Annotated in this window: 20 protein-coding genes and 3 pseudogenes; 8 read left to right on the top strand and 15 right to left on the bottom strand. The window is 68.5% G+C overall.

What is annotated here, in order from left to right:
- Window positions 1-24: 24 nt before the first annotated feature.
- From ACFYXF_RS24740 to ACFYXF_RS24725, 4 genes are read right to left on the bottom strand one after another with little or no spacing between them, the layout of a single operon-like run.
- Window positions 25-1,347: an NADH-quinone oxidoreductase subunit D gene (locus ACFYXF_RS24740; protein ID WP_389352395.1), complete on the bottom strand. Its 1,323-nt coding sequence runs from the start codon at window positions 1,345-1,347 to the stop codon at window positions 25-27.
- Window positions 1,344-2,105: an NADH-quinone oxidoreductase subunit C gene (locus ACFYXF_RS24735; RefSeq protein ID WP_389352393.1), complete on the bottom strand. Its 762-nt coding sequence runs from the start codon at window positions 2,103-2,105 to the stop codon at window positions 1,344-1,346. The genes ACFYXF_RS24740 and ACFYXF_RS24735 overlap by 4 nt, the downstream gene beginning before the upstream one ends.
- Window positions 2,102-2,656, bottom strand: coding sequence for an NADH-quinone oxidoreductase subunit B family protein (locus ACFYXF_RS24730; RefSeq protein WP_053743379.1), 555 nt, complete (start codon window positions 2,654-2,656; stop codon window positions 2,102-2,104). The genes ACFYXF_RS24735 and ACFYXF_RS24730 overlap by 4 nt, the downstream gene beginning before the upstream one ends.
- Window positions 2,657-2,670: 14 nt before the next feature.
- On the bottom strand, window positions 2,671-3,030 hold the full coding sequence (locus ACFYXF_RS24725) for an NADH-quinone oxidoreductase subunit A (RefSeq protein WP_005476348.1): 360 nt from the start codon (window positions 3,028-3,030) through the stop codon (window positions 2,671-2,673).
- Between the two features lie 725 nt (window positions 3,031-3,755).
- Between ACFYXF_RS24725 and ACFYXF_RS24720 the strand changes: the two genes are divergently transcribed.
- A complete protein-coding gene (locus tag ACFYXF_RS24720; RefSeq protein ID WP_389352391.1) occupies window positions 3,756-4,625 on the top strand; it encodes a C40 family peptidase in 870 nt (289 codons plus the stop codon).
- A gap of 152 nt (window positions 4,626-4,777) precedes the next feature.
- Window positions 4,778-5,404 (top strand): peptide deformylase, encoded by a 627-nt coding sequence (gene def, locus ACFYXF_RS24715; RefSeq protein WP_389352389.1) that lies wholly within the window; start codon window positions 4,778-4,780, stop codon window positions 5,402-5,404.
- Window positions 5,405-5,425: 21 nt separating this feature from the next.
- Here the strand turns inward: def and ACFYXF_RS24710 are convergent, their stop codons facing one another.
- Window positions 5,426-6,709 (bottom strand): geranylgeranyl reductase family protein, encoded by a 1,284-nt coding sequence (locus ACFYXF_RS24710; protein WP_189151773.1) that lies wholly within the window; start codon window positions 6,707-6,709, stop codon window positions 5,426-5,428.
- Window positions 6,710-6,808: 99 nt separating this feature from the next.
- Here ACFYXF_RS24710 and ACFYXF_RS24705 point away from each other — a divergent pair, with 99 nt between their 5' ends.
- Together ACFYXF_RS24705 and ACFYXF_RS24700 are read left to right on the top strand one after the other, a co-directional pair.
- Complete coding sequence (locus tag ACFYXF_RS24705; RefSeq protein ID WP_389352387.1) at window positions 6,809-7,333, top strand: GNAT family N-acetyltransferase; 525 nt, start codon at window positions 6,809-6,811, stop codon at window positions 7,331-7,333.
- A gap of 119 nt (window positions 7,334-7,452) precedes the next feature.
- Window positions 7,453-7,785, top strand: a pseudogene (locus ACFYXF_RS24700) (PASTA domain-containing protein); the annotation flags it as partial.
- Between the two features lie 36 nt (window positions 7,786-7,821).
- On the opposite strand, the gene ACFYXF_RS24695 reads toward ACFYXF_RS24700, so the two are convergent.
- The 4 genes from ACFYXF_RS24695 to ACFYXF_RS24680 form a co-directional block, all read right to left on the bottom strand.
- Window positions 7,822-8,517, bottom strand: coding sequence for a demethylmenaquinone methyltransferase (locus ACFYXF_RS24695; RefSeq protein WP_389352385.1), 696 nt, complete (start codon window positions 8,515-8,517; stop codon window positions 7,822-7,824).
- A gap of 68 nt (window positions 8,518-8,585) precedes the next feature.
- The gene (locus tag ACFYXF_RS24690) at window positions 8,586-9,878 is read right to left on the bottom strand and encodes an acyltransferase (protein ID WP_389352383.1); all 1,293 of its coding nucleotides are present in this window, start codon (window positions 9,876-9,878) and stop codon (window positions 8,586-8,588) included.
- On the bottom strand, window positions 9,878-12,334 hold the full coding sequence (locus tag ACFYXF_RS24685) for a bifunctional polysaccharide deacetylase/glycosyltransferase family 2 protein (protein ID WP_389352381.1): 2,457 nt from the start codon (window positions 12,332-12,334) through the stop codon (window positions 9,878-9,880). Before ACFYXF_RS24685 ends, ACFYXF_RS24690 begins: the two co-directional genes overlap by 1 nt.
- 18 nt (window positions 12,335-12,352) lie before the next feature.
- Entirely contained in the window at window positions 12,353-12,718 is a 366-nt protein-coding gene (locus tag ACFYXF_RS24680) for a hypothetical protein (protein ID WP_389352379.1), read from the bottom strand.
- A 430-nt stretch (window positions 12,719-13,148) separates the two neighbouring features.
- Between ACFYXF_RS24680 and ACFYXF_RS24675 the strand changes: the two genes are divergently transcribed.
- Window positions 13,149-14,210 (top strand): chitinase, encoded by a 1,062-nt coding sequence (locus ACFYXF_RS24675; protein ID WP_389352377.1) that lies wholly within the window; start codon window positions 13,149-13,151, stop codon window positions 14,208-14,210.
- A gap of 72 nt (window positions 14,211-14,282) precedes the next feature.
- Here the strand turns inward: ACFYXF_RS24675 and ACFYXF_RS24670 are convergent, their stop codons facing one another.
- The 4 genes from ACFYXF_RS24670 to ACFYXF_RS24655 all read right to left on the bottom strand — a co-directional run bounded on the left by ACFYXF_RS24670 (window position 14,283) and on the right by ACFYXF_RS24655 (window position 19,893).
- On the bottom strand, window positions 14,283-14,729 hold the full coding sequence (locus ACFYXF_RS24670) for a hypothetical protein (RefSeq protein ID WP_389352375.1): 447 nt from the start codon (window positions 14,727-14,729) through the stop codon (window positions 14,283-14,285).
- A 7-nt stretch (window positions 14,730-14,736) separates the two neighbouring features.
- Window positions 14,737-15,951 (bottom strand): cyclic dehypoxanthinyl futalosine synthase, encoded by a 1,215-nt coding sequence (gene mqnC / locus ACFYXF_RS24665; RefSeq protein WP_389352373.1) that lies wholly within the window; start codon window positions 15,949-15,951, stop codon window positions 14,737-14,739.
- Window positions 15,952-16,018: 67 nt separating this feature from the next.
- Window positions 16,019-16,822 carry a prepilin peptidase gene (locus ACFYXF_RS24660; RefSeq protein ID WP_389352371.1) on the bottom strand — a complete coding sequence of 268 codons (804 nt, stop codon included), beginning with the start codon at window positions 16,820-16,822 and terminating at the stop codon, window positions 16,019-16,021.
- A complete protein-coding gene (locus ACFYXF_RS24655; RefSeq protein ID WP_389352369.1) occupies window positions 16,819-19,893 on the bottom strand; it encodes a BTAD domain-containing putative transcriptional regulator in 3,075 nt (1,024 codons plus the stop codon). Before ACFYXF_RS24655 ends, ACFYXF_RS24660 begins: the two co-directional genes overlap by 4 nt.
- Before the next feature lie 490 nt (window positions 19,894-20,383).
- On the opposite strand from ACFYXF_RS24655, the gene ACFYXF_RS24650 reads away from it, so the two are divergent.
- Entirely contained in the window at window positions 20,384-20,857 is a 474-nt protein-coding gene (locus ACFYXF_RS24650; protein ID WP_389352367.1) for a hypothetical protein, read from the top strand.
- Window positions 20,854-21,948, top strand: a complete 1,095-nt coding sequence (locus ACFYXF_RS24645) for a hypothetical protein (protein ID WP_389352365.1) — start codon at window positions 20,854-20,856, stop codon at window positions 21,946-21,948. The genes ACFYXF_RS24650 and ACFYXF_RS24645 overlap by 4 nt, the downstream gene beginning before the upstream one ends.
- 6 nt (window positions 21,949-21,954) lie before the next feature.
- On the opposite strand, the pseudogene ACFYXF_RS24640 reads toward ACFYXF_RS24645, so the two are convergent.
- Both ACFYXF_RS24640 and ACFYXF_RS24635 read right to left on the bottom strand, forming a co-directional pair.
- Window positions 21,955-22,774 (bottom strand): annotated as a pseudogene (locus tag ACFYXF_RS24640) (hypothetical protein).
- A 110-nt stretch (window positions 22,775-22,884) separates the two neighbouring features.
- Window positions 22,885-23,651, bottom strand: a pseudogene (locus ACFYXF_RS24635) (transposase).
- A gap of 116 nt (window positions 23,652-23,767) precedes the next feature.
- On the opposite strand from ACFYXF_RS24635, the gene ACFYXF_RS24630 reads away from it, so the two are divergent.
- Window positions 23,768-24,391 carry a hypothetical protein gene (locus ACFYXF_RS24630; protein WP_389352677.1) on the top strand — a complete coding sequence of 208 codons (624 nt, stop codon included), beginning with the start codon at window positions 23,768-23,770 and terminating at the stop codon, window positions 24,389-24,391.
- Window positions 24,392-24,455 lie beyond the last annotated feature (64 nt).

The following is a 24,455-nucleotide window of genomic DNA, read 5'->3' as shown; positions in this document are numbered from 1 at the left end:
GGCTGACGCCCTCGGGGGTGGTGGTCACCGGTCGACGCCTCCCATCACGGGGTCGATGGACGCGACGGCGACGATGACGTCGGCGACCTGGCCGCCCTCGCACATCGCCGCCATGGCCTGCAGATTGGTGAAGGACGGGTCCCGGAAGTGGACCCGGAAGGGGCGGGTGCCTCCGTCGGAGACGGCGTGCACCCCGAGTTCGCCCTTGGGCGACTCGACTGCCGCGTAGGCCTGTCCCGGCGGGACGCGGAAACCCTCGGTCACCAGCTTGAAGTGGTGGATCAGGGCCTCCATGGAGGTGCCCATGATCTTCTTGATGTGGTCCAGGGAGTTGCCCAGACCGTCCGGTCCCAGGGCGAGCTGGGCGGGCCAGGCGATCTTCTTGTCGGTGACCATGACCGGGCCGGGCTGCAGCCGGTCCAGACACTGCTCGACGATCCTGAGCGACTGCCGCATCTCCTCCAGGCGGATCAGGAAGCGGCCGTAGGAGTCGCAGGAGTCGGCGGTGGGGACGTCGAAGTCGAACGTCTCGTAGCCGCAGTAAGGCTGGGACTTGCGCAGGTCGTGCGGGAGGCCGGTGGAGCGCAGGATCGGGCCGGTGGCGCCGAGGGCCATGCAGCCGGTCAGGTCGAGGTAACCGACGTCCTGCATACGGGCCTTGAAGATGGGGTTCCCGGTGGCGAGCTTGTCGTACTCGGGAAGGTTCTTCTTCATCTTCTTCACGAACTCGCGGATCTGGTCCACCGCGCCGGGCGGCAGGTCCTGGGCGAGTCCGCCGGGGCGGATGTACGCGTGGTTCATCCGCAGGCCCGTGATGAGCTCGTAGATGTCGAGAATCATTTCACGATCACGGAATCCGTAGATCATGATCGTGGTGGCGCCGAGTTCCATACCGCCGGTGGCGATGCACACCAGGTGCGAGGACAGCCGGTTCAGCTCCATCAGGAGCACGCGGATGAGGGTCGCGCGGTCCGGGATCTGGTCCTCGATGCCGAGGAGCTTCTCGACGGCGAGACAGTAGGCGGTCTCGTTGAAGAAGGACGTCAGGTAGTCCATGCGCGTGACGAAGGTGGTGCCCTGCGTCCACGTGCGGAACTCGAGGTTCTTCTCGATGCCGGTGTGCAGATAGCCGATGCCGCAGCGGGCCTCGGTGACCGTCTCGCCGTCGATCTCCAGGATCAGGCGGAGCACACCGTGGGTGGAGGGGTGCTGCGGGCCCATGTTGACGACGATGCGCTCGTCGTCGGCACGGGCCGCGCTCTGGACGACCTCGTCCCAGTCGCCGCCGGTGACCGTATATACGGTCCCCTCGGTGGTCTCGCGCGGAGTTGCGTGCTGCGTGCTCATGAGTACGACCTCCGCTGGTCCGGAGCCGGGATCTGGGCGCCCTTGTACTCGACGGGGATGCCGCCGAGGGGGTAGTCCTTGCGCTGCGGGTGGCCCTGCCAGTCGTCCGGCATCATGATCCGCGTCAGGGCCGGGTGACCGTCGAAGACGATCCCGAAGAAGTCGTACGTCTCGCGCTCGTGCCAGTCGTTCGTCGGATAGACGGAGACCAGGGACGGGATGTGCGGGTCGCTGTCCGGGGCGCTGACTTCGAGGCGGATCAGCCGGTTGTGGGTGATCGAGCGCAGGTGGTAGACGGCGTGCAGCTCGCGGCCCTTGTCCTGCAGGTAGTGGACTCCGCTGACGCCCGTGCAGAGTTCGAAGCGCAGGGCCGGGTCGTCGCGCAGGGTCTGGGCGACGCGGAGCAGGTACGCGCGTTCGACGTGGAACGTCAGCTCGCCGCGGTCGACGACCGTCTTCTCGATCACGTTCTCGGGGACCAGCCCCTGTTCCTCCAGGGCGCCCTCGAGTTCGTCGGCGACCTCGTCGAACCAGCCCCCGTAGGGCCTCGCCGAGGCTCCCGGGAGGCGGACGGAGCGGACCAGGCCGCCGTAGCCGGAGGTGTCGCCGCCGTTGGTGGCGCCGAACATGCCGCGCTGGACGCGGATCTCCTCGCCGCCGTCGCCGCGCTGGCCGGGGAGGTTGGAGGAGGCGAGGTCCTTCTCGGGGTTGACACCGTTGCTCGCCCCGCCCGCTCCGGTGCCGTTCGCGTCGCTCATCGCAGCAGCCCCTTCATCTCGATCGTGGGGAGTGCCTTGAGCGCGGCCTCCTCCGCCTCGCGGGCGGCTTCCTCGGCGTTCACGCCGAGCTTGGAGGTCTGGATCTTCTGGTGGAGCTTGAGGATCGCGTCGATCAGCATCTCGGGCCTTGGCGGGCAGCCGGGCAGATAGATGTCGACCGGGACGATGTGGTCGACGCCCTGGACGATCGCGTAGTTGTTGAACATGCCGCCCGAGGAGGCGCAGACCCCCATGGAGATCACCCACTTGGGGTTGGGCATCTGGTCGTAGACCTGCCGCAGTACCGGCGCCATCTTCTGGCTGACCCGGCCGGCCACGATCATCAGGTCCGCCTGGCGGGGTGAACCGCGGAAGACCTCCATGCCGAAGCGCGCCAGGTCGTAGCGGCCGGCGCCGGTGGTCATCATCTCGATGGCACAGCAGGCGAGTCCGAACGTGGCGGGGAAGACGGACGCCTTGCGCACCCAGCCCGCGGCCTGCTCGACGGTGGTCAGCAGGAATCCGCTCGGCAGTTTTTCTTCGAGTCCCATGTCTTAGAGGCCCCTCAGTCCCATTCCAGGCCGCCGCGCCGCCATACGTACGCGTACGCCACGAAGACGGTGAGCACGAAGAGCAGCATCTCCACGAGCCCGAAAACACCCAGGGCGTCAAAGGTGACGGCCCAGGGGTAGAGGAAGACGATCTCGATGTCGAAGACGATGAAGAGCATCGCCGTCAGGTAGTACTTGATGGGGAATCGCCCACCGCCGGCCGGCGTGGGTGTCGGCTCGATCCCGCATTCATACGCTTCGAGTTTGGCCCGGTTGTAACGCTTCGGGCCGATGAGCGAAGCCATGATCACGGAGAAGATCGCAAAGCCTGCCCCGAGGGCTCCCAGTACGAGGATGGGCGCATACGCGTTCACCGCTCCTCGCTCCTCTCAGTCGGCACTGACTGCTGGCGATTGCATCGGGCCGGCGCCCCCGCCCCGTCCGCCCCGCGAACCTCGCCCGTCCCGGCGAAGATCGAGAACATGTGAAGCAGGTCACAAGCCCAACTGCCCCGCATCCTATGCCCGCCGGTCTGTGATCTGCGACACGGGGTATTGCCGAACCTTTGTGATCTCCACCACCTGGCGAAGGATCATGAAGTCGGATGAGCGGTGACCTTCACACTCGAAGCGTCCACGCGATCACCAGAGGTGACATTCTCGCCGGTTACCGCTGGTCACGAGCGGCGTCTCCATATCAAGAGAGTTCCCCTGCATGCAAATTGGAGATGGACAGGACGGCTTGATAGTGGAGCGCGTTCACACACCGTGGGGGGCGAGGGTGAATGTGGATGCCCGCCCGTGCGTGCACGCGTTCACGAGCGGCAGTCAGTCGACGATCTACGCGCGTGACGCGCCCCGACCGGTGACCTTTCCGTGACCTGCGCCACACCTGTGAAGGCCTGTGAAGATCGGGGGTTGGCCACGGACCGCAACCGATGGTAAGCAGCGGGCAATTCGGGCGTACCGATGAAAGTGCATGATCACAGGCATGATCGCCGGTGTCCGCAATGCCCGTTACGGCGTCAATAAAGAGTGACGCTTCGGGAATTTGGGTCCTCCGTTGAACAACTGTGGCGCAGCACACGTTTCTTGAAGGTATGGAGGAGTCGCTGGTACCGCTAGTACCCATGTCCCACACCGCTACCGCTCACATACGAAGCCACCGGAAGCCCCGGCGTGCCGGCAACTCGTCGTTGGCCATGCGCGCAGGAGTCGCCGGTGGCGTTCTCAGCACCCTGGCAGTGGCTGGTGCGTCCAGTGCGGCGAGCGCCGCCGAGCAGCCTGTGACGCAGACACTCGAACTGCCCACCCTCACGGCCGACCTGGCCGCTCAGATCGCCGAGTCCGCGGACGCCACGCAGCTGGCCGCCGCGAACTACGAGCTCCAGGCCGAGCGTGACGCCGCAGCCGCCAAGGCGGCCCAGGAGGCCAGGAAGGACCTCGCGGAGGCGAAGCAGAAGGCGGAGGCCAAGGAGAAGGCCGAGGCCGCCCGCAAGGCCGCCGCAGAGGCCGCTGTGTCCCGTTCCGCCGAGCGCGCCACGCTGGCGGCATCCGACTCGTCCTCGGAGTCCGCCTCCAGCTCGGACTCGTCGCAGGTGACCGCCCCCGCGAGCGGCAGCGTCGCGACCGTCATCGACTTCCTCAAGGCTCAGCTGGGCGACGCCTACGTCATGGGTGCCACGGGTCCCAACGCGTGGGACTGCTCCTCCCTCGTCCAGGCCGCGTTCAAGCAGGTCGGCGTGGATCTCCCCCGGGTCTCGCAGGACCAGTCGATGCAGGGCACCGAGGTGTCCCTGTCGAACATCCAGGTCGGCGACATCCTGTACTGGGGTGCGAAGGGTTCGGCGTACCACGTCGGGGTGTACGTCGGTAACGGCCAGTACCTGGACGCGGCGAACCCGTCCAAGGGCGTTGTCATCCAGGACCTTTCCGGATACCCGGCGACGGGTGCGGTGCGCGTTCTCTGAACGGACCGTCGAGGACCGACGGGTGATTTTCGGGCAAGGGTCGCTGCCGATGGTGGGCAGCGGCCCTTCTCCGCCCCCTGCGGGGGATGGCTGTGTGAGGCTGATGCCCCAGTACCTACTCGGTACTCCACACAGCAGAAGGAGAGACAGCGATGCCTCGTGTCTTCGTACAGGGCAGGCCCGTCGACTCGTATCCGCGGCTCACGCCCGAGGCACGGCGTGGTGCCGTGCGGCGGATCACCGAAGTCGGCGAAGAGGTGCTCCACAAGCCGTGCCGGGACGTGACCGAGTTCGGGCCCGAACTCGCGGCGCTCATCGACGACATGTTCCTGACGATGCAGGTGGCCGACGGAGCAGGGCTCGCGGCCAACCAGGTCGGCGTCGGTCTGCGGCTGTTCGTGTACGACTGCCCGGACGACGACGGTGTCCGCCATGTCGGGCACATCGTCAACCCGGTGCTGGAGCCGCTGGACGCCGGCGACCGGCGCCTCCTGGACGAGGGCGAGGGGTGCCTGTCCGTGCCGGGAGCGGTGATGGACGTACCCCGCCCGGACCGGGCCGTCGTGCGCGGGCTCGATCAGGACGGGAACCCTCTGGTCGTCGAGGGGACGGGGTACTTCGCCCGGTGTCTGGAGCACGAGACCGACCATGTGAACGGGCGTGTGTATCTCGACCGGCTCTCCAAGCGGGAGCGGAAGGACGCGCTGCGGCAGGTGGCGGACCGTCGCGAGGCGGTGTTCGCGCGACGGGCCGCCAAGCAGCAGGCCCTCACCTCCTGAGCCTGGGAGGGCCTGCGCCGGTCACGCCTTCGGCGCCACCTTGCTCAGGCCGTTGATGATGCGGTCCATCGCGTCGCCGCCCGTCGGGTCGGTCAGGTTGGCCAGCATCTTCAGGGTGAACTTCATCAACAAGGGGTGGGTCAGGCCGCGTTCGGCCGCGATCTTCATGACCTTCGGGTTGCCGATGAGCTTCACGAAGGCGCGGCCGAGCGTGTAGTAGCCGCCGTAGGTGTCCTTGAGCACGCGCGGGTAGCGCTGGAGGGCGATCTCCCGCTGGGCCGGTGTGGCCCGCGCGTGGGCCTGGACGATGACGTCGGCGGCGATCTGGCCGGACTCCATGGCGTAGGCGATGCCTTCGCCGTTGAAGGGGTTCACCAGGCCGCCGGCGTCGCCGACGAGCAGCAGCCCCTTCGTGTAGTGGGGCTGGCGGTTGAAGGCCATGGGGAGGGCGGCGCCGCGGATCGGGCCGGTCATGTTGTCGGGGGTGTAGCCCCAGTCCTCCGGCATTGACGCGCACCAGGCCTTCAGCACCTCGCGCCAGTCGAGTTCCTTGAAGGAGTCCGAGGTGTTCAGGACGCCCAGACCGACGTTCGACGTGCCGTCGCCCATGCCGAAGATCCAGCCGTAGCCGGGGAGCAGGCGGTCCTCGGCGCCTCGCCGGTCCCAGAGTTCCAGCCAGGACTCCAGGTAGTCGTCCTCGTGGCGGGGAGAGGTGAAGTACGTCCGGACGGCGACGCCCATGGGGCGGTCCTCGCGGCGGTGCAGGCCCATCGCCAGGGAGAGGCGGGTGGAGTTGCCGTCGGCGGCGACCACCAGCGGGGCGTGGAAGGTGACCTCGCGTTTGTCCTCGCCGAGTTTCGCGTGCACGCCCGTGATGCGGCCGGTGCGGTCGTCGGTGATCGGGGCGCCGACGTTGCAGCGCTCGTACAGGCGCGCGCCCGCCTTCTGGGCCTGGCGGGCGAGCTGTTCGTCGAAGTCGTCGCGCTTGCGGACGAGGCCGTAGTCGGGGAAGGAGGCGAGTTCCGGCCAGTCGAGCTGGAGGCGGACGCCGCCGCCGATGATGCGGAGGCCCTTGTTCCGCAGCCAGCCGGCCTCCTCGGAGATGTCGATGCCCATCGCGACGAGCTGCTTGGTCGCCCGGGGTGTCAGGCCGTCGCCGCACACTTTTTCGCGCGGGAAGCTGGTCTTCTCCAGCAGCAGCACGTCGAGGCCGGCCTTCGCCAGGTAGTAGGCGGTGGTGGAGCCGGCTGGCCCGGCCCCGACCACGATGACATCGGCGGTGTTTTCGGAGAGGGGCTCGGTCACGGCGGGTTCTCCCCAAGACTCTCAAATCTGTGTGCCGACCGGCACTGGACATGGGCAGTCTATTCAGCAGTACTGATCACCCGGCTGAAGGGCTGCCCCGTGAACCGAGCGCTCCCCGTAGTACGCCTGCGTGTTCCCACCGACGAGGACGCCTTCGCGTGGCACCGGGTCTTCGACGACCCCGATGTCATGGAGTTCCACGGGGGCAAGTCGGCGGAAGTGTCCGCCTACGAGGAACTCACCGCGCGCCAGCGCCGGCACGACGCCGAGTACGGGTTCTGTTTCTGGACCATGCTCGACGAGTCGGACCAGGTCATCGGCTTCACGGGCGCCCAGCCGTGGCCGCAGGACTGGGGGCCCAAGGGGGAGATCGAGATCGGCTGGCGGCTCGGGAGGGCCCACTGGGGCCAGGGGTACGCCACCGCGGCGGCCGAGTTGACCCTGGAGCGGGTGCGTGCGGCGGGCGTGCCCAGCGTGGTCGCGATGGTCAACGCCCGTAACGAGCGGTCCATCGCGGTCACCCGGCGGCTGGGCATGCGGCTCGTCGAGGTCTTCAGGACGCCGATGTCGAAGCAGGAGGGGCACTGCTACCGGCTCGACCTCCGACCGGATTCGACCGATTGATCCCTGACGGAGATCCGACTTCGTGACGCACAGTAGTTATTTGGCGCGGAAAAATACTTAGCGCTTCCGGGCGGTACTCGGCCGGGGTTACTCTGCCGGTACCGCTGGGGGTGACGTCTGTGCACTCAACACCCAACACGCCCGAAGCGCGCGTGCCGAGGCTCGTCGGTCTGATGGCCATGGACGCGCGTGAGAGGGCCAGAGCACACGGGGTGCTGCTCGCCGCGCCCGACCGGCCCGAGTTCCATCTCGCCGTCGTCGACTACGTCGTACGGCAGTACCCGCCGCCCGGCGTCGAGATACCGCGCGGTGCCGTCGTCACCGTGTGGTTCGACTTCGGGGACGGGGAGGGCGGCGGGGGCGCGGGGGTGCGTGAGCCGCGCGTGCCGAAGCCGCCCAGGGGTGGGCTGAAGCGCGAGCACGACCGGCCCGGGGAAGCGTTCGAGGCGATCGGATCCCGTTTCGGACCCCATGCGGGCAGATGGGGGTCAGGGCTGCTTGAAGCCCCGGTGCAGGGCCACGACGCCGCCCGACAGGTTGCGCCAGGCGACCTTCGACCAGCCCGCGCCGCGCAGCAGTCCGGCCAGGGCGGGCTGGTCGGGCCAGGCGCGGATGGACTCGGCGAGGTAGACGTACGCGTCGGGGTTCGAGGAGACCGCGCGGGCGACCGGGGGCAGGGCGCGCATCAGGTACTCGGTGTACACCGTGCGGAAGGGCGTCCAGGTCGGGTGTGAGAACTCACAGATCACGACCCGTCCGCCGGGCCGCGTGACCCGGTACAGCTCGCGCAGCGCCGCGTCGGTGTCGTGGACGTTGCGCAGCCCGAAGGAGATCGTCACCGCGTCGAAGGTGTCGTCCTTGAAGGGCAGCCTGGTGGCGTCCCCGGCCGTGAAGGGCAGCCAGGGGTGGTTGCGCTTGCCGACCCTGAGCATCCCGAGGGAGAAGTCGCAGGGGACGACGTACGCGCCCGTGCGGGCGAAGGGCAGGGAGGACGTGGCCGTGCCGGCGGCCAGGTCGAGGATCTTCTGCGCCGGGCGGGCGTCGACCGCCTTCGCGACCTCCTTGCGCCACACGCGGTCCTGGCCGAGCGACAGCACGTCGTTCGTGAGGTCGTACCGTTCCGCCACGTCGTCGAACATCGAGGCGACTTCGTGCGGCTGCTTGTTCAGGGATGCGCGGGTCACAGGCCCATTGTGGCAGTACGTGCCGCACGGCCTCCCAGCGGCACGGGCGCGGGGAGGCGTGCGCGGGCCTACGGCAGCAGTCTCGGTTTCTTCTTGCCCGCCACGTCCTCCACCCAGCCGCAGAGCAGGATGAACACGGCGATCAGGATCCAGCCGACGCCGAACATGAACCACTGGCTCTCCAGCGGCAGGTACTTCTCGAAGGCCGGGATGTTCCAGAACTGGTCGATCAGCGGGACGGCCAGGACCAGGGCGATCTCGTGCCAGAGGTAGAGCGTGACGGCGCGCGCGTTGAAGATCGTCACGATCCGGTCGAGCCGCTTGAAGCGGGTGAGACCCGCGAAGTCGATCTCGAAGTGGGCCTTCGCGTACATCAGCAGCGTCACGAAGCCCGCAGACCAGAACGCCTGCGCGAGCGGGATGTCGTCGAGGTCGTAGGAGCCCGTCTCGGCCTGGTGGGTGAAGGCGTACCAGCCGCCGAAGCCGATGGCGGCGAGCGAGAGGAGGACCACCAGCGCCGGCTTGAGCCGTTGCAGGACGCCCTCGCGGTGCGCGAAGCCGAGCATCCAGCAGAAGAGGAAGGTGGCCAGGTCGGTGAGGGCGCTGCCGAAGCGGTTGTCCGGGGGCTCCCAGAAGTTGTGGAACACCACGATCGGGGCCAGCGAGAGGAGCAGTACGGCCACGGGGGCCAGCCGGAACGTCCTCAGCAGGATCGGGGACAGCAGGACGAACCAGAGGTACGTGCGCAGGTACCAGAGGATCTCCCAGGCCTGCTGGCCCCAGGCGTTGCCCGGCGGGTCGCCGAGCGGCACGACCCAGAAGACGATCTGCCAGCCCGGCATCCAGTCGTGGACCATCATCGCGACGATCACGAAGAAGCCCCAGAACCAGAAGGGGGGCAGGAGCCGGCGGACCCGGCTCCTGATCACCTTGAGGGCGGGACGTTCCAGGGACTTCGCCATGAGCGTGCCGGCGAGGGCGAACATGATCCCCATGGACGGGAACACCATGCCCGCCCAGGCCCAGCCGAAGGTGTGGTAAGTGACGACGCGGACCAGGGCGACCGCGCGGAGGGTGTCGAAGTAGCGGTCGCGGCCCGCCGGCTTCCTCGCCTTCGGCGGGAGGTCCGTCTCCTTGGTGTCGTCGAGGTTGGTCTCCTTGGCGTCGGTTTCAGCGGTGTCCGGCTCCACGTACTCCTGCTGCTCGTAGGCAACCTGGCCGTAGTCGACGTACTGCTGGGGGTACGGCTCCTGCGGGTACGGCTGTTGTGCGGGATACGGCTGTTGCTCGTACCCATAGCCGTAGTTGTCGCCGTAGGCGTGGTTCTGGCCGTAGCCCTGCTGATCCGTCCCCCAGCTCATCAGTTCGCCCCCGCCGGGGTGCCTACCTCGCCCGTGCGCTTCAGTTTCTGCCAGCGCAGGCGGCCGCCGGTGAGGGCGGTGATGGAGGAGTGGATCAGGACGAGGTACATCATCTGGCGGTACGCCAGTTGCTGCAGCGGCATCATCAGCAGGTACCTGTACTGCTCCTTGTCCAGGCGGAACGCGTAGGCCGCGCAGACGAGTTGGATGCCGAGGACCGCCAGCCAGGCCAGCAGGGCCGCCTGGAAGTCGATGAAGATCATCGAGTAGGCGGTGAAGACATCGATCAGCGGGGCGAAGATCGGCGTGATGATCTGGAAGATGACCACCAGGGGCATGCCCACGCGGCCGAAGCGGCCCGAAGGACCCTTGTCCGTAAGGGACTTGCGGTGCTTCCAGAGGGCCTGCATCGTGCCGTACGACCAGCGGTAGCGCTGGCTCCACAGCTGCTTCAGCGAGGCGGGAGCCTCCGTCCAGGCCCTGGCGTGCTCCTGGTAGACGACCCGCCAGCCCGCGCGGTGCATCGCGATGGTGATGTCGGTGTCCTCGGCGAGCGTGTCCTCGCTCATGCCGCCGACCTCCAGGACCGCGTCGCGGCGGAACGCGCCGATCGCGCCGGGAATGGTGGGCATGCAGCGCAGCAGGTCGTACATCCGGCGGTCGAGGTTGAAGCCCATCACGTACTCGATGTGCTGCCAGGCGCCGATGATCGTGTTGCGGTTGCCGACCTTGGCGTTGCCCGCGACCGCGCCGACCTCGGGGTCCGCGAAGGGCTGGACGAGCTGGTGCACGGCGTCCGGCTCGAAGACGGTGTCGCCGTCCATCATCACGACGATGTCGTAACTGGCGCTGCGGACACCGTTGTTGAGGGCGGCCGGCTTGCCCGCGTTCTCCTGGCGGATGACCCGGACGTTCGTCATGCCGAAGGAGATGGCCGCGTCGCGCGCGATCTGGGACGTGTTGTCGTCCGAGCCGTCGTCGACGACGATGATCTCGATCGGGTGGGTGCTCTTCGCCAGTGACTCGAGGGTGTTGGCGATGCACTCCTTCTCGTTGTACGCGGGCACGATCACGGTCACCGGCCTGGTGACCGTCGGTCCCCAGCTGAACTTGCCACCCTTGCCGCGTTTCCGGTTGCGTTGCCGGTAGTGGCGGCGGGCGAGGATCAGCATCATCCCGAACCGGCCCATGACGGCGAACCCGACCACCGCCAGTCCGGTCGCGAGGCCCGGTACCGCCCATTCGGCGACGGCGACGGCCGCGATGAGGGCCTTGCCCTCGTAGAGGGTCGCGCCGGTGGCGGTGCGGTGGGCGGCCTGGAGGAGGTTCACGGTCCCCGCGCCTCCCGGACCGCTGCCCTGCTGACCGTTGCCCTGCTGACCCGTGCCGAGCTGGCCGTTGCCCTGCTGCCCGTTGCCCTGCTGGCCGACGGGCGCGCCGCCAGGCTGCTGGCCCTCGGCGGTGCCCGGAGCACCCGTGGCGGTGTCCGTGGCCTCGGTGCCCGTGCCCGCGGTGGCACTGGCGCTGGGGCTGGCACTCGCGGCCGAGCCCGCGGCCGCCTGCTGCGCGCTCGACTGCTCCTGCTGGATCGCGCCGCTGATGGTGGTGAAGGTGTAGCCCGCCGCCTTCATCTTCTTGATGTACGTCGGCAGCGCCTTGATGGTCTGCGAGCGCTCACCGCCGGCGTCGTGGAAGAGCACCGAGGCGCCCGCGCCGTCCTCCGGCGTGGCCCACTTGATGATCTTCGAGACGCCCGGGCGCTTCCAGTCGTCGCTGTCGGTGTCGACGAAGACGCTGGTGTAGCCCTCCTCGCCGAGCTTCTTGTAGACGGGCCAGCTGTAGTTGTCGATGGCGTCCGCCTCCGACGAGTACGGCGCCCGGAACAGCGTCGTCGTGATGCCGGCCGCGCCCGCCAGGGCGAGCTGTGTCTGCTGCATCTCACGGTTGACGCGGGCGTCGCTCTGGTAGGAGAGGTCGACGTGCGTGAAGGTGTGGATGCCGATCTCGTTGCCGTCCTCGACCATCGTCTTCACGATGCTCGGGTAGCGGGAGACCATCGAGCCGACCACGAAGAACGTGGCGGGGACGTCGTACTCCTCCAGGATCTCCAGGATCTGGGGCGTCCAGGTGGGGTTCGGGCCGTCGTCGAAGGTGAGCGCGATGGTCTTGTCCGGCACGGACTGGCTCACGGCCTGTCCGTTGCGGAAGCTGAGGATCGGCCCGCCGTCGATGACCTTGTCGGGGACGTCGCTCGAACTGGCGCCGGTGCGTACGCGCTGGTCGCCGCCGACCTCCGCGCGCAGATAGCCGTCGAGCAGCATCACGCTGGTCAGCGCGAGCAGGAGCAGCAGGGCGAGGATGACTCGCGGTTTCTGCAGCGCCGCGGCCTTGCCGGCGGCCCGCTGCACCTTCGAGGGGGCGCGCCTACGGCCGCGCGAGGTGGTCGTCGTAGTCATATGGTGGCTGCGTTCCGGTCAGTTGGCGGCCGCGGAGGCGGACGCGGTGGCGGTCGCGGTCGGTGCCGAAGCGGGCGGCTCGCCCGTGGCAACGCCCGCCGGCGGAGTGCCGGAGGGCCTGGCGGGCGGGGAGGCGGCGCCGCTGGGAACGCCCGTCGGGGCCGCCCCGATGCCGCCCTGCGGCTGCTGGTTGTTGCCGCCCGGTCCCTGGCTGCCGCGGGGGCCGCCGCCCCCGAAGGGCAGCAGCGAGGACGGGGTGAGCGACGTGCCCCAGCCCATGAAGGCCATGCCGAGGACGACGGCATACCCAAGGCAGACGACACCTACGAAGGTGCCGAACCGGCGGAGCAGCTTCGCCCGGCGGCCGGAGTTGTCAACGAACACGGGACCTTCCGCGGACCCGTTGGACCCGTTGCCGCTCTTACGGCGACGGCCGCCGCGGCTCGCGGCACGGTTTTCGATGGCAGGCTCGGAATGCATTCCCCGGACATTAGGAGGCGTTTATGTGACTGAAACTCTGGTTCTCATGTGAGACGCCCATGAGAAACTCCTTAACCTGTGCATCCTCTGAGAGTTTCCCCGGAAGCCTGCGCAACCCGCCCCCTATGGAAAGGAGTCGATTGTCCGGCTTGCTTGCCCCATTCGCGCCCTTCGAGGCGCGCTGCCCATGAGCCCGCTGTGTGTTCATCGCCCTCATGAAGGACAGCCTCGTGTGAGACCTTTCCACTCCGGGTCCACGTCGGAAACACACTTTGTTTCCATCCTGAGACGTTTCCATCCTGAGACGGAAATCACGAAAGCGGGTGCATGCGCGATGAGGCGTTTTCTGAGGCCGGCCGCCGGATTCACATGTCTGGTGGCGCTGACCTGCGCCGGGTGCTCATCGGGCTCGGACGGCGACGCGGACAGCGGCTCCGACGCCGCGTCCGAGGCCCCCTCCGAGGCTGCTTCCGAGCAGGCCTCGCCGAGCGCCTCGCCCTCCGAGAGCGCGGCCTCGACGACCGGGTTCGCCCCGTACGTCAGCGCCACCGAGGCGAACGACAACGACAGCGCGGGGTCGCCGACGTCGTACAACCTCGCGTTCGTGATCTCGGACGGTACGACCTGTACGCCGAAGTGGAACGGTACGACGGCCATCGGCGACTCGGCCGTCAAGGCCCGCATAGCGAAGCTCACGGCGACCGGTGGCTCGGTGCGTGTCTCCTTCGGCGGCGCGTCCGGCAAGGAGCTGGCCGAGGTCTGCGACAGCGCGTCCGCGCTGGCCAAGGCCTATGGCGCGGCCCTGGACGCGGCCGGTTCGACCCAGGCCGACTTCGACGTCGAGGGCGACGCGCTCACCGACTCCGACTCGGTCGAGCTGCGGTCGAAGGCGATCGCGCTGCTGCAGAAGGAGCGGAGCGACGTCAGCGTCTCCTTCACGCTGCCCGTCATGCCGAGCGGCCTCGACGACGACAGCGTGGCCCTGCTCGACTCGGCCAACAACAACTCCGTGCAGGTGTCCACCGTCAACATCATGACGATGAACTACGGGAGCGAGTACACCGACGACATGGGGCAGTACGCGATCACGTCCGCGACGGCCACGCATGATCAGCTCGCCGACGTCTTCGGGCTGTCGGACGAGGGGGCGTGGAAGGGGATGGCTCTTACTTCCATGATCGGGGTGAACGACGTCGACAATGAGACGTTTTCGTTGGCGGACGCGGCGGAGGTGCGGGCGTTCGCGGAGGGGAAGGGGGTTGCGTGGGTGTCTATGTGGTCGACATTTCGGGATCAGGAGTGTGAGGACGGGAATTCGGCGTCTGATGATGCGGCGACCGATTGCAGTGGGGTTTCTCAGGATGCGGGGGCGTTTGGGGTGGCGTTTTCGGGGTGAGATTGGTTGTTTGTCGGGTGCGGGTGCGTGGGGGCTTGTCGCGCAGTTCCCCGCGCCCCTAAAAGCGACAGCTCACCGGCGTCTGTGGATCAGGCGTCCTGCGCATACCGTTGCCATGCACTGCCCAGCCTCGTCGAAGACTGCCAGGTCCGCTCGTTCGCCCTCTGCGATTGCCGGGGTTCGCGTGTGCCGGAGTACGACCAACTCGTTGCGCGCGGCGGCTGAGTGGAGGTCGGGGGAAGTGACGTACTCCTCCAGGACCGCCACCGCGCCCGCCTTCAGTAGGGCGTGGACGCGTTCGCGTGGGGTCGGGGCGTCCGGGAGGGGGCCCTCGTGGACCAGGCCGGGGCCCAGGGTGCCGGGCCAACTACGCACCCTCGCCCCCGGGAACCGCTCCGTCAGCTCCACGAGCGGGCCCACGGCAGCGATCCTCGTGCCGTCGACCGCCACGGCGGCGTTCTTCAGAGGCTCCGCGGCCCAGTCGAGGCGTACCTCGTCGGCGGCGTGAATCGTCAGCACAGGGACGTCAGTTGCTGGTGAGGAGCTTCAGCTCTGGGTGGGCCGTGCCGCCCTCGATCGCGGTGGACGAGATGTGGGACATGACGCGCTCGTCGACCGGGTCGTTCGCCGGGTCGTCGTGGACGACGATGTGCTCGTACGTCGTGGTCCGCTGGGCGGGGACGCGGCCCGCCTTGCGGATCAGGTCGATGATCTCCATACGGTTGGAGCGGTGCTTGGCGCCTGCGCTGGAGACGACGTTCTCCTCCAGCATGATCGAGCCGAGGTCGTCCGCGCCGTAGTGCAGGGACAGTTGGCCGGCCTCCTTGCCCGTGGTGAGCCACGAGCCCTGGATGTGGGCGATATTGTCCATGAACAGGCGGGCGATGGCGATCATGCGCAGGTACTCGAAGATCGTGGCCTGCGTACGGCCCTTGAGGTGGTTGTTCTCGGGCTGGTAGGTGTACGGGATGAAGGCCCGGAAGCCGCCCGTCCGGTCCTGTACGTCACGGATCATCCGCAGGTGCTCGATGCGCTCGGCGTTGGTCTCGCCGGTGCCCATGAGCATGGTGGACGTCGATTCGACGCCCAGCCCGTGCGCGGTCTCCATGATCTCCAGCCAGCGCTCGCCGGACTCCTTGAGGGGCGCGATGGCCTTGCGGGGGCGCGCGGGGAGGAGTTCCGCGCCGGCTCCCGCGAAGGAGTCGAGACCGGCCGCGTGGATACGGGAGATCGCCTCCTCCACGCTGACCTTGCTGATCCTGGCCATGTGTTCGGCCTCGCTCGCCCCCAGGCTGTGGATGACGAGCTGCGGGTACTCGGCCTTGATCGCGGCGAAGTGCTTCTCGTAGTACTCGACGCCGTAGTCCGGGTGGTGGCCGCCCTGGAACATGATCTGCGTACCGCCGAGTTCGACGGTCTCCGCGCACCGGCGCAGGATGTCGTCGAGGTCGCGGGTCCAGCCCTTGGCCTTGTCCTTGGGGGCGGCGTAGAAGGCACAGAACTTGCACGCCGTCACGCAGACGTTCGTGTAGTTGATGTTTCGCTCGATGATGTACGTCGCGATGTGCTCCGTACCCGCGTACCGGCGGCGGCGTACGGCGTCGGCGGCCGAGCCGAGCGCGTGCAGCGGGGCGTCGCGGTAGAGGTGGAGCGCCTCTTCGGGGGTGATGCGTCCACCCGCGGCGGCACGGTCGAGGACGGCTGCGACATCAAACGGCACAAGGTCGGCGTTCTCGGTCACCGGGCGTCCCTTCGAAGGCGTGGGGCGGACCGTTCCAGCCTACGTCAGCGCCCTGCCAGGCCTCACGTCAGGCCGCGTACGCGCCGATCAGCAGCCCGACGAACGCCCCCGCGATCAGGAACGGGCCGAACGGGATCGACGTACGGCGGCCGGCCTTCCGTGCGACGACGAGCGCGAGCCCGTACAGCCCGCCGAACAGGAATCCGGCGAAGGTGCCGAGCACGACACTCCCCCAGCCGTACCAGCCCAGGACGGCCCCCAGCCCCAGGGCGAGCTTCACATCGCCGAAGCCCATGCCGTTGGGGCTGATGAGGAAGAGCACGAAGTAGGCGCCCCCCAGCACCAGGGCACCAAGGAGGGAGGTGAGCCAGTCCCCGGCATGCTCGGGCAGCAGCGCCGCCACGCCCAGCAGGACGAGGGCGGCTGCGGCCAGCGGAAGGGTCAGCAGGTCGGGCAGCCGCTGCACCCGGAAGTCCACGACCGCGAGCAGCACCCCGACGGGCGCGAGCAGCAGCCAGGCCCCCAGCTCGGGCCGCGTACCGGTCGCGACGGCGAGGGCGGCACAAACTAGCGCGGTGGAGAGGGCGAGGAGGGGGGTGCTGGGTCCGTACGAGGCGCTCTCGTCGTACGAGGTTCCTGCCGCGCTCGCTGTCACGTGCCCGGCGTCCGGGGCGGGCCGGTGTCCGGCGCAGGTCGCGCACCGCGCCCAGCCAACCCAACCGCCGAGCGCGTGCCCTTGCGGACAGGTGTCCCGCCAGGACTCCTCGGGCGGGACGGAGAACCGGTAGGCGGCGCGGGGTACGAGGGTCCCGGCCGCCGCGCCCCACAGTGCGGCGACCACGACGATCAGCTGGTCGAGATCGATGCTCATCCCACGGCCGATGCGCCGTCGCGCCACGTCGGCAGCAGCTCGTCGAGGAGGGCCTCGGTGCGCGGCGGCAGGCCACGCGCGCCGCTGCGGCGGATCAGGTCGGCGGCGAGCTGCTGGAGCTTGTCCGTGTCACCCGTGGAGTGCGTGGCGCGCAGGAGTTCGTGCCACAGCCGCTCGTCACCGGGGGCGGAGTTGAGCGCGGCGTTCAGCGCCTCGATGGCCCGCTCGGCGCGGTTCTTCACGAGGTGGAACTCGGAGAGCGCGAGCCCGATGTCCGCGACCAGGAGCGGGAGTTGGGCGTCGATGATCTCGTGCGTGAGCCAGCCGTAGCGGCCCTCGGGACGGTCGGCGAGCAGCGGTCCGCGCACAAGCGCGAGCGCGTCGGTGAGCAGCCGTCCACGGACGACCCGGCTGTCGGCGCCCCTGCCCTGCGTGGCCTCGTGGTAGAGGGAGCGCAGCACATCGAGGTCGGACACGACCGACTGGGCGAGCGTGAGCCGCCCGTTGGCGTCGGTGGCGAGACGGGGGGTGCCGTCGGGGTCGGTGCCGAGCCAGACACGCAGCCGTTCGAGGAGCGCCTCGCGTACGTCGTCGGTGACGCCGCGCGGCCACAGCGCGGAGGCGAGCACGCGCGGGTGCACACCCTCTCGGTGCAGCAACAGCAGGGCGAGCGCCTCGTGTTGGAGCGGGCTGCGCTCTCCGTCGGGGGTGTCGAGGCCGATGATCTCGTACGGGCCCACGAGCCGCGCGTACACCGCCGGCCGTCCCTGCTCGCTGATGTCGACGAGGAAGGGGGGCGTGGTCGCCGGTCCTTCAGGGGTGCGCTCGGGGTCGGCGTCGACGAACAGCTCGACGATCGCGCGCTGTTGGGCGACGGGGAGTGTCTGGGCGTCGAGTTCGAGGCCGAGGAGCGGCGCGAGGAGCTTGCCCTCGCTGGTGATCTCCATCTCCCAGGCGGCGCCGGGCAGATCACCGCTGTCGGTGCCGACGAGGTATCCGATGCCCAACCGGCTTGCGTCGGCGGCGAGTTCGGCGAGCTTGACGGCGTCGTCGGCGGAGGGTGAGGCGGCGAGGAGGACGAGGTGCGGGGCCCAACGGGTGTGCTGGGCAGGGCCGGTGCGTCCGGTGAGTACGGAGTCGTGGCCGGCCGCGCCCAGCGCACCGCGCCGCTGCCGGGTCTCGGCCTCCATGGTCTCCACCAGGGCCTCGATGTCGTCGAGGTGGCGCAGCCGGTTGGGGGCGAGGGGGGTGAGGTCCTCGCCGAAGCCGACGAGGGTGATGGTCATGCGGTCCGACCACCCGTTGGTGGCCAACTCGGCGGCGACGGAGGCGAATACGGCGGCCCGGTCGGACTCGCTGCCGCTGAGCGAGACGATGCCGGGCACCGACTCCAGGTTGAGCAGCAGGCGCGAGTCGTCCATGGTGCCGAGGCTGACGAGCCCCGGGTAGGGAGCGGCGGTGTCGACATCCTCGTACCGCTCGGCGTCGGTCCGGGAGAGCAGCCAGAAGGTCTGGTCCTGGCCGAGCTGCCACGGGGTCGGGGGCTTCCCGGCGGGCTGCGCGAGCTGGAGGTGCAGGTCGCCGTTGCTGAGCCAGGCGGCGTAGACGGTGGGGAGGGGCCGGGACTCGCCGGCCAGGGAGGCGGCGAGGCCGCGCAGGGAGCGGTCGAGCAGGCGTACGCCTTCGGGGTCGGCGCCGATGAGGAGGGCGTCCTGGGCGTCGGCGGCGGCGCCGGTCGGCGTGGGCGGCTCCATACCGCGCCGCCCGCCGACCGCACCGAGCGCCGACTGCCACAGGGCCTGGCGACGCCGACGGCCGAGGGCGCCGAGGAGACCGGCGGCGAGGAGGGGGGCGCCGAGGAGGGCTTCGGGGAGGCCGAAGGAGAAACCGGCGTCGGAGGCGGACTCGGAGGCGGTTTCGGTGGCGACGGCCGCGTGCTGCTCGTGGTGTACGGCGGGGGTTGCAGCGGAGGTCTCGGCGGGGCTCTGCTGCTTGGGGATGCTGATGCGGGTGGTGTTGGTGTCGAGGGAGGCGGTGCCGCCGCCCTGCTGTCCACCGCCGGTGCCCTGGGCGTGGTCGCCGGTCTGGGCGTAGGTGTTGATCTGCTGCGCGACCTGCGGGGTGACGGTGGAACCGGCGTCGGGGGCGGCGGTAGTGGTGGTGGACATGTCCACGAGGTCGCCGCCGCGGGCGTCGCCGGGCATCTGCATGATCCAGCCGGGCCGGATGAGGCTTGCCTCGGAGAGGCGTGAACCGTCGGGCTGCACACGGTCCTTGTTGAGCTGGTAGATCTCGCCGTAGCGGCGTCCGTCGCCGAGGTGCCGTTCGGCTATCTCCCAGAGGGAGTCGTGGTGCCGGCCCTCGGGGGGCTGGATCCGGTAGTACTTCGTGTTCTCGGCCTTGACCGAGGGGCCCCCGACCTCCGCGTGACTGGCGGCGTCGGCGGCCTGCTGACCGAGCGCCGCGGCGGTAGTGGCTGCCTGCTCCTGCTGCTGCGCGAACATCCCACTCAGCGAACCGCCGCCCGGCGTGGCCTGGGCGGAGGCGACGGTGCCCTGCTGGTTGCCGTTGTAGCTGTTCCCGAGCTGCGAGAGTCCGGGGGTGAGGGAGGCGGCCGTGGCTCCGACCAGGAGCAGCGCGGCGACGAGCTGCCGCGCGAGCAGCTGACTGGGCCCGGCCCCGGGCACGCGGCCCGGCATGCCGACGCCGGACAGCGCGGCCTTGATCTCGACGAGGACGCACGCGGTGAACTGCGCCCAGGCGATCCACACAACCACCCCGAGCACACCGAGGAAGGTGTTGACCGTGATCTCTTCCTGCAGCCAGTCCAGGGACGGCGTGCCGTCCGGGAAGGGCCAGCCGATGGTCACGGCGAGCGCGTAGGGCACCCCGACGAGCAGGACGGCGAGGGCGACGAACGCGAGAAACGCCTTGAGGAAGTCACCGAAACTGCGCCGCCGGCGGGGCAGAGGCTGCGGAGTCCGGTTCCTGGGAGTCCCGGATCCCGACGAGCCCCCGGTCGGGCTGCCCGTCGGATTTCCCGTCCGGCTTGAAGTGCTGCGTCGCGGCATGGCGGGTGTCCTGGAGTTGTGTCGTGTGGGGTGGGAGAGGGCGCGGGGGTGTGGCGGGGGTGTACTGAGCCTATCGGGATCTTATTTCGGGCGTGGGGGGCGGTGGCACTGAATCCGGGCGGAGGTCCTGGTCGAGGGCGGGCACGGCAATCCAACGGCAACTGCCGTACGTACCGTTCGCAACCGCCACGACACACTCCTCACGGTCCCCACACAATCCCCTGGCGGCACGCAAATGCCCTCTACGCACCCCTGATAGCTTCGTTCTCTGCCGTACACAAGCCAACCCCGGGGGAGATCAACCGTGGCCCGCCGCGCCCTGTCCGTCACCGTAGCTACGTTCACCGCGACAGCGGCTCTTCTGGTCAGCGGGTGTGGTGGGGGTGACGGTGACTCGTCGCCGGATGACATCAAGGGGGCGGGGTCGGGGGCGGGCAGCCCCTCTGCTTCGGCGTCGGCATCGGCGGGTGCGGGAGCACCGGATCTGACTGTGCCGCAGGACGTAAACCTGGTCTTCGACTTCGACGCACCGTCCGACGCCAATTCCGCCGCCGCGCTCGCCAACGCGGAGAACTACATGCGGGCACTGACCCATGGGATGACTCAGCAGGATCCTGAGGACCCTGCGTACAAGTACTACTCCGAGGGACTTGCGGCCCAGTACGCCAAGTCTCAGATCCAGACCATGGTGAAGGGCGGCTGGACCGTCAACGGCACGGACGAGTACTACAACGCCAAGGCGACCCCGCTGAGCAACAAGAACATCGTGGTCACTTTCTGCCGAAACCAGGCCAAGTTCTACGGAAAAGAAGTCAAGACGGGCAAGATCCTCCGCACCGAGGAAAGCCTGGCGAGCTACGAGAAGTACACCTTGCTGATGAACCCGCCGTCCGCGTCCTCCAAGATCTGGAAGGCGATGGTCATCGAGGTCGCGGGCAAGTCGGAGGAGTGCAAGGCCGCATGAGGGCGTCGACTCACTCGTTGCGTCTGGTGCCGGTCCTGGCCGCCGCCCTTGTGCTGTGGACCGGCGGCGTCGCACAGGCCGACCTCCCCGGCGACCACACGACGCCTCCGCCCTCCACCCCACCCCCTACGGGCGGCGGCGCCAACGGCAAGGAGCTGTACGCGTCGGCCCGTTACTCCAACATCAAGGTCACCCAGGTCAGTGGCCCGACCGGCGGCAAGCGCGGTGCCCTCTCGTCGGTGGACACCACGTGGACACCACCACCGTGCTGGTACGAGCCGGGCTTCACGCCCGAGCAGCTCAAGACGTTCTCGGAGACGGTGGGTGCGGGCGACGTCAGCACCCGCATCGGGTGGTACGGGTCGAAGCTGTGGACGGACTTCTTCCGGGACGGCAAGTCCACGTTCAACTACTACGACACCACCGATGGAACCGCGGGAACCGTCAAGGGCTTCGACGACTACAACCTGGGCGAGAAGGGCTACTTCTGGCGCGGCGTCGCGACGGACACCACCGACCCCTTCTCCTGGGACTGCAACCGCATGATGTTCTGGGAGCCGGCCGGGGTGATCCCCAAGATCGCCCACGCCCCCACGCCCAAGACCCTGGCCGAGTACGCCTACGACAAGATCAAGGTCCCCAGCACCGAGATCGAACTCCGACCGACGGCCAGATCAACGGTGAACCTGCCTACCTGGGTCTGGCTGGACAAGGGCACCTTCCAGGAGGTCAAGGTCCGCGCCGAGCTGCCCAACACGGGCCTGTGGGCGGAGACGACGGCCAAGCCGGTCGCCCTCCATCTGGACCCGGGTACGCCCGATGCCACGACCTACCCGGCCTCGGGCGACTGCACGATCAACGAGGACGGCTCGATCGGTACGCCGTACACGACAGGTGGGTCGTCCAGGACCCCGCCGTGCGGGATCACGTACCTCCGCGCCACCGAAGGCAGCCCGTACCAGCTGCGGGCCTCCGTCACCTGGGAGATCACCTGGCAGGGCAGCGACGGCACCGGCGGCGACCTCCCGAACGGGACGTTCGAGACGACGCAGGAGATCGCCGTCCAGGAGATTCAGTCGGTCAACCGATGAGGCGGATCAGCCCGCGTCGCCGCCGGCGAACAGATCCTCGGCGTTGGTCGCGTTGACGGCCCGCCGGGCCCAGATTTCCAGCTGTCCGAGGTCGGAACAGGCCTCCACTCGGTCCTTCACGGAATCCGGAATCGCGATGCCGCGCCAGTCGAGAATCCGGAGGACCATCGACGCGCGTTCCTTCTCGACGCCCTCTTCTCGCCCCTCTTCCCGAACCTTCTCAGCGACCTCGTGCCGGAAGAAGTAGTTGACCGGCATCATCAGTTCCTTCCAGATCTGCTTGGCCTGGGCATCGCCCAGACATGACTCGAGCGGCACCCGGGCCCTTGCCATGCGTCATCGCGGAGAACGCGGCGAGGAACACATCCCGCTCGGCCTGGGCCTGGTCGACGACGAGCGGCACGTTCTCCGGGCTCAGCACGAGCGGCCGTACGGTGAGCGAGTGCCAGCCGGGCAGGCCCAGCCGGATCGGCTGTGCCGCCCAGCGGGCCGTGGCCCTGCTCTGGGTCAGGACGATCAGCACCGGCTCCCAGCGGTACTTCGCGTACAGGTAGCTGAGGTAGTACGCCCAGCTGCTCCGTTTCTCCTTGTCCTGCTCCCCCTGTGACTCGACGACCAAGAGGTACGTGCCCTCGTCCGTCTCCGCTCTCAGCAACGTGTCCACGCGTCGCTCGATCGGCTCGATCTCGGTCAGATCCGCGTTCAGCACCGCGAAGTCACGCGGCTCGGGGATCGGAATGTGCAGCACACGTTGAAGGGTGCGTGTGAAACCCGCCGGGTCCTTCTGGCAGATCCGGTGCAGGCCTTCATGCGACGAGCCGACCATCCGCTCTCCTTTCCATCTTCCGTTCGGTCCGGTCAACGAGCTAAGGCCCTGTCCCGTAAATGATCTTTGACTCGTTGGGGACGTGGTTGGTGGCCTGTCCGGCCGCTCGCCTACCCGGCGAGGTTGAGGTTGTGGAGGCGGGCGATGCCGAGCATGGCGTGGTGGACGCCGTCGCCCTTGAGGCGGCAGTCGCCGGGGATCTTCCAGGTCTTCATGCGGGCGAAGACGTGCTCGACGCGGGCGCGGACCTGTTTGTGGGACTTGTTGTGGGCCTGTTTCCAGTCGGGCAGGTCTTCGCCTTTGCGGCGACGGTGAGGCATCACGAGCCCGGTGCCTGGATAGCCGCCGTCGGCGATCGTCATGATCTTGCCGACGGCGGCCTTCGCGCCCGCTTCCTCCCACGCCTTGCAGTCGTTGCGGTTGCCGGGTAGGGGCCGGCCGACCACCACGACGAGCCGGGTGTCGGCGTCGATGACGACCTGATGGTTGGTGGAGTACCTGTAGTTCTTCGATTGTTCGGCGATGCTGTGGTCGCGGGTGGGAACCAGGGTGCCGTCCACGATGAGCACCGTGCCCTTGCGGAACGCTGTCGCTGCTTGAGCGCGAGCAGTGGGCCGGTGCGGACGACGATCCGGTCGGCTGCGGACTTCGAGATATCGAACAGCAAGGCGAGCTGCCGCAGCGTCATGTTGGTGCGCCAGTAAGCGGCGACGAGCAACACCCGGTCTTCCAGCGGTAGCGACCATGGACGTCCCGGCCGCAGCACTTCGGCTCCCTCGCGGCGCAGCATCGTGATCAGCTTGCGGAAAGCTCGCGGGTCCAGCCCGGTGAACGGGGCTATCCAAGACGGCTCCGACGCCGTGATCACTGCAGTCACATCAAGATCGTCCCACCACCCCGGAGCCCGAACTTACGGAGATGCCTACGCCGGAATTTCACTGGGCGGTCTCGTCATCAGCCGATACCGTGCGACGCAGAACCAAGGGGGATGGGCTGGTGCGCCCAGTGCTGTTGGTGGATGTCGACGGACCGCTCAATCCGTATGCCGCGAAGCCGCACCGCCGGCCCGAGGGCTATCAGACGCACCGCCTCCTGACGCCTCGTTGGGAGACCGCCGAGCGGCGCCGGCTGACTGAGTGGGGGCTGCCGAACAAGCCCGTGAAGCCGCTACGGGTCTGGCTCAACCCGAATCACGGCCCGGCGCTGGATGCCCTTCCCTTCGACCTGGTGTGGGCGACCACCTGGGAGGAAGAAGCCAACGCTTTCATCGCGCCAGTCCTGGGACTGCCTGAGCTGCCCTTCATTCCCTGGTCCTCGCCGCGGGCTCGGCCCGGCGACGGTGTGTTCTGGAAGACGCCTGAGATCGTCGCGTGGGCGAAAGGCCGGGCGTTCGCCTGGATCGACGACGAGATCACAGAGGCCGATAGTGCCTGGGTGAAGGAACACCACGACGGACCCGCCCTACTGCACCGGATCGACCCCCGACGCGGCCTCGCCATCGACGACTTCGCCGCGCTGACGGCATGGGCGACCGGCCTGGACCGACTTCACCGCCGCTCGATAAGTGCCCGTGAAGTGTGCCGAGGCTCGGTGGTTGTCACCGATGGCACCGGATAGCCTGCGAAGGAACCAGGTTGAAGCAGTCGGACTGTCACCAGAGAGGCACTGGAGTTGTCACACA

Source organism: Streptomyces sp. NPDC002680 (genome assembly GCF_042889145.1).
Lineage (GTDB): Bacteria > Actinomycetota > Actinomycetes > Streptomycetales > Streptomycetaceae > Streptomyces > Streptomyces adonidis.
The sequence above is the reverse complement of the archived record's forward strand: the minus strand, read 5'-3'. Positions and strand labels throughout refer to the sequence as shown.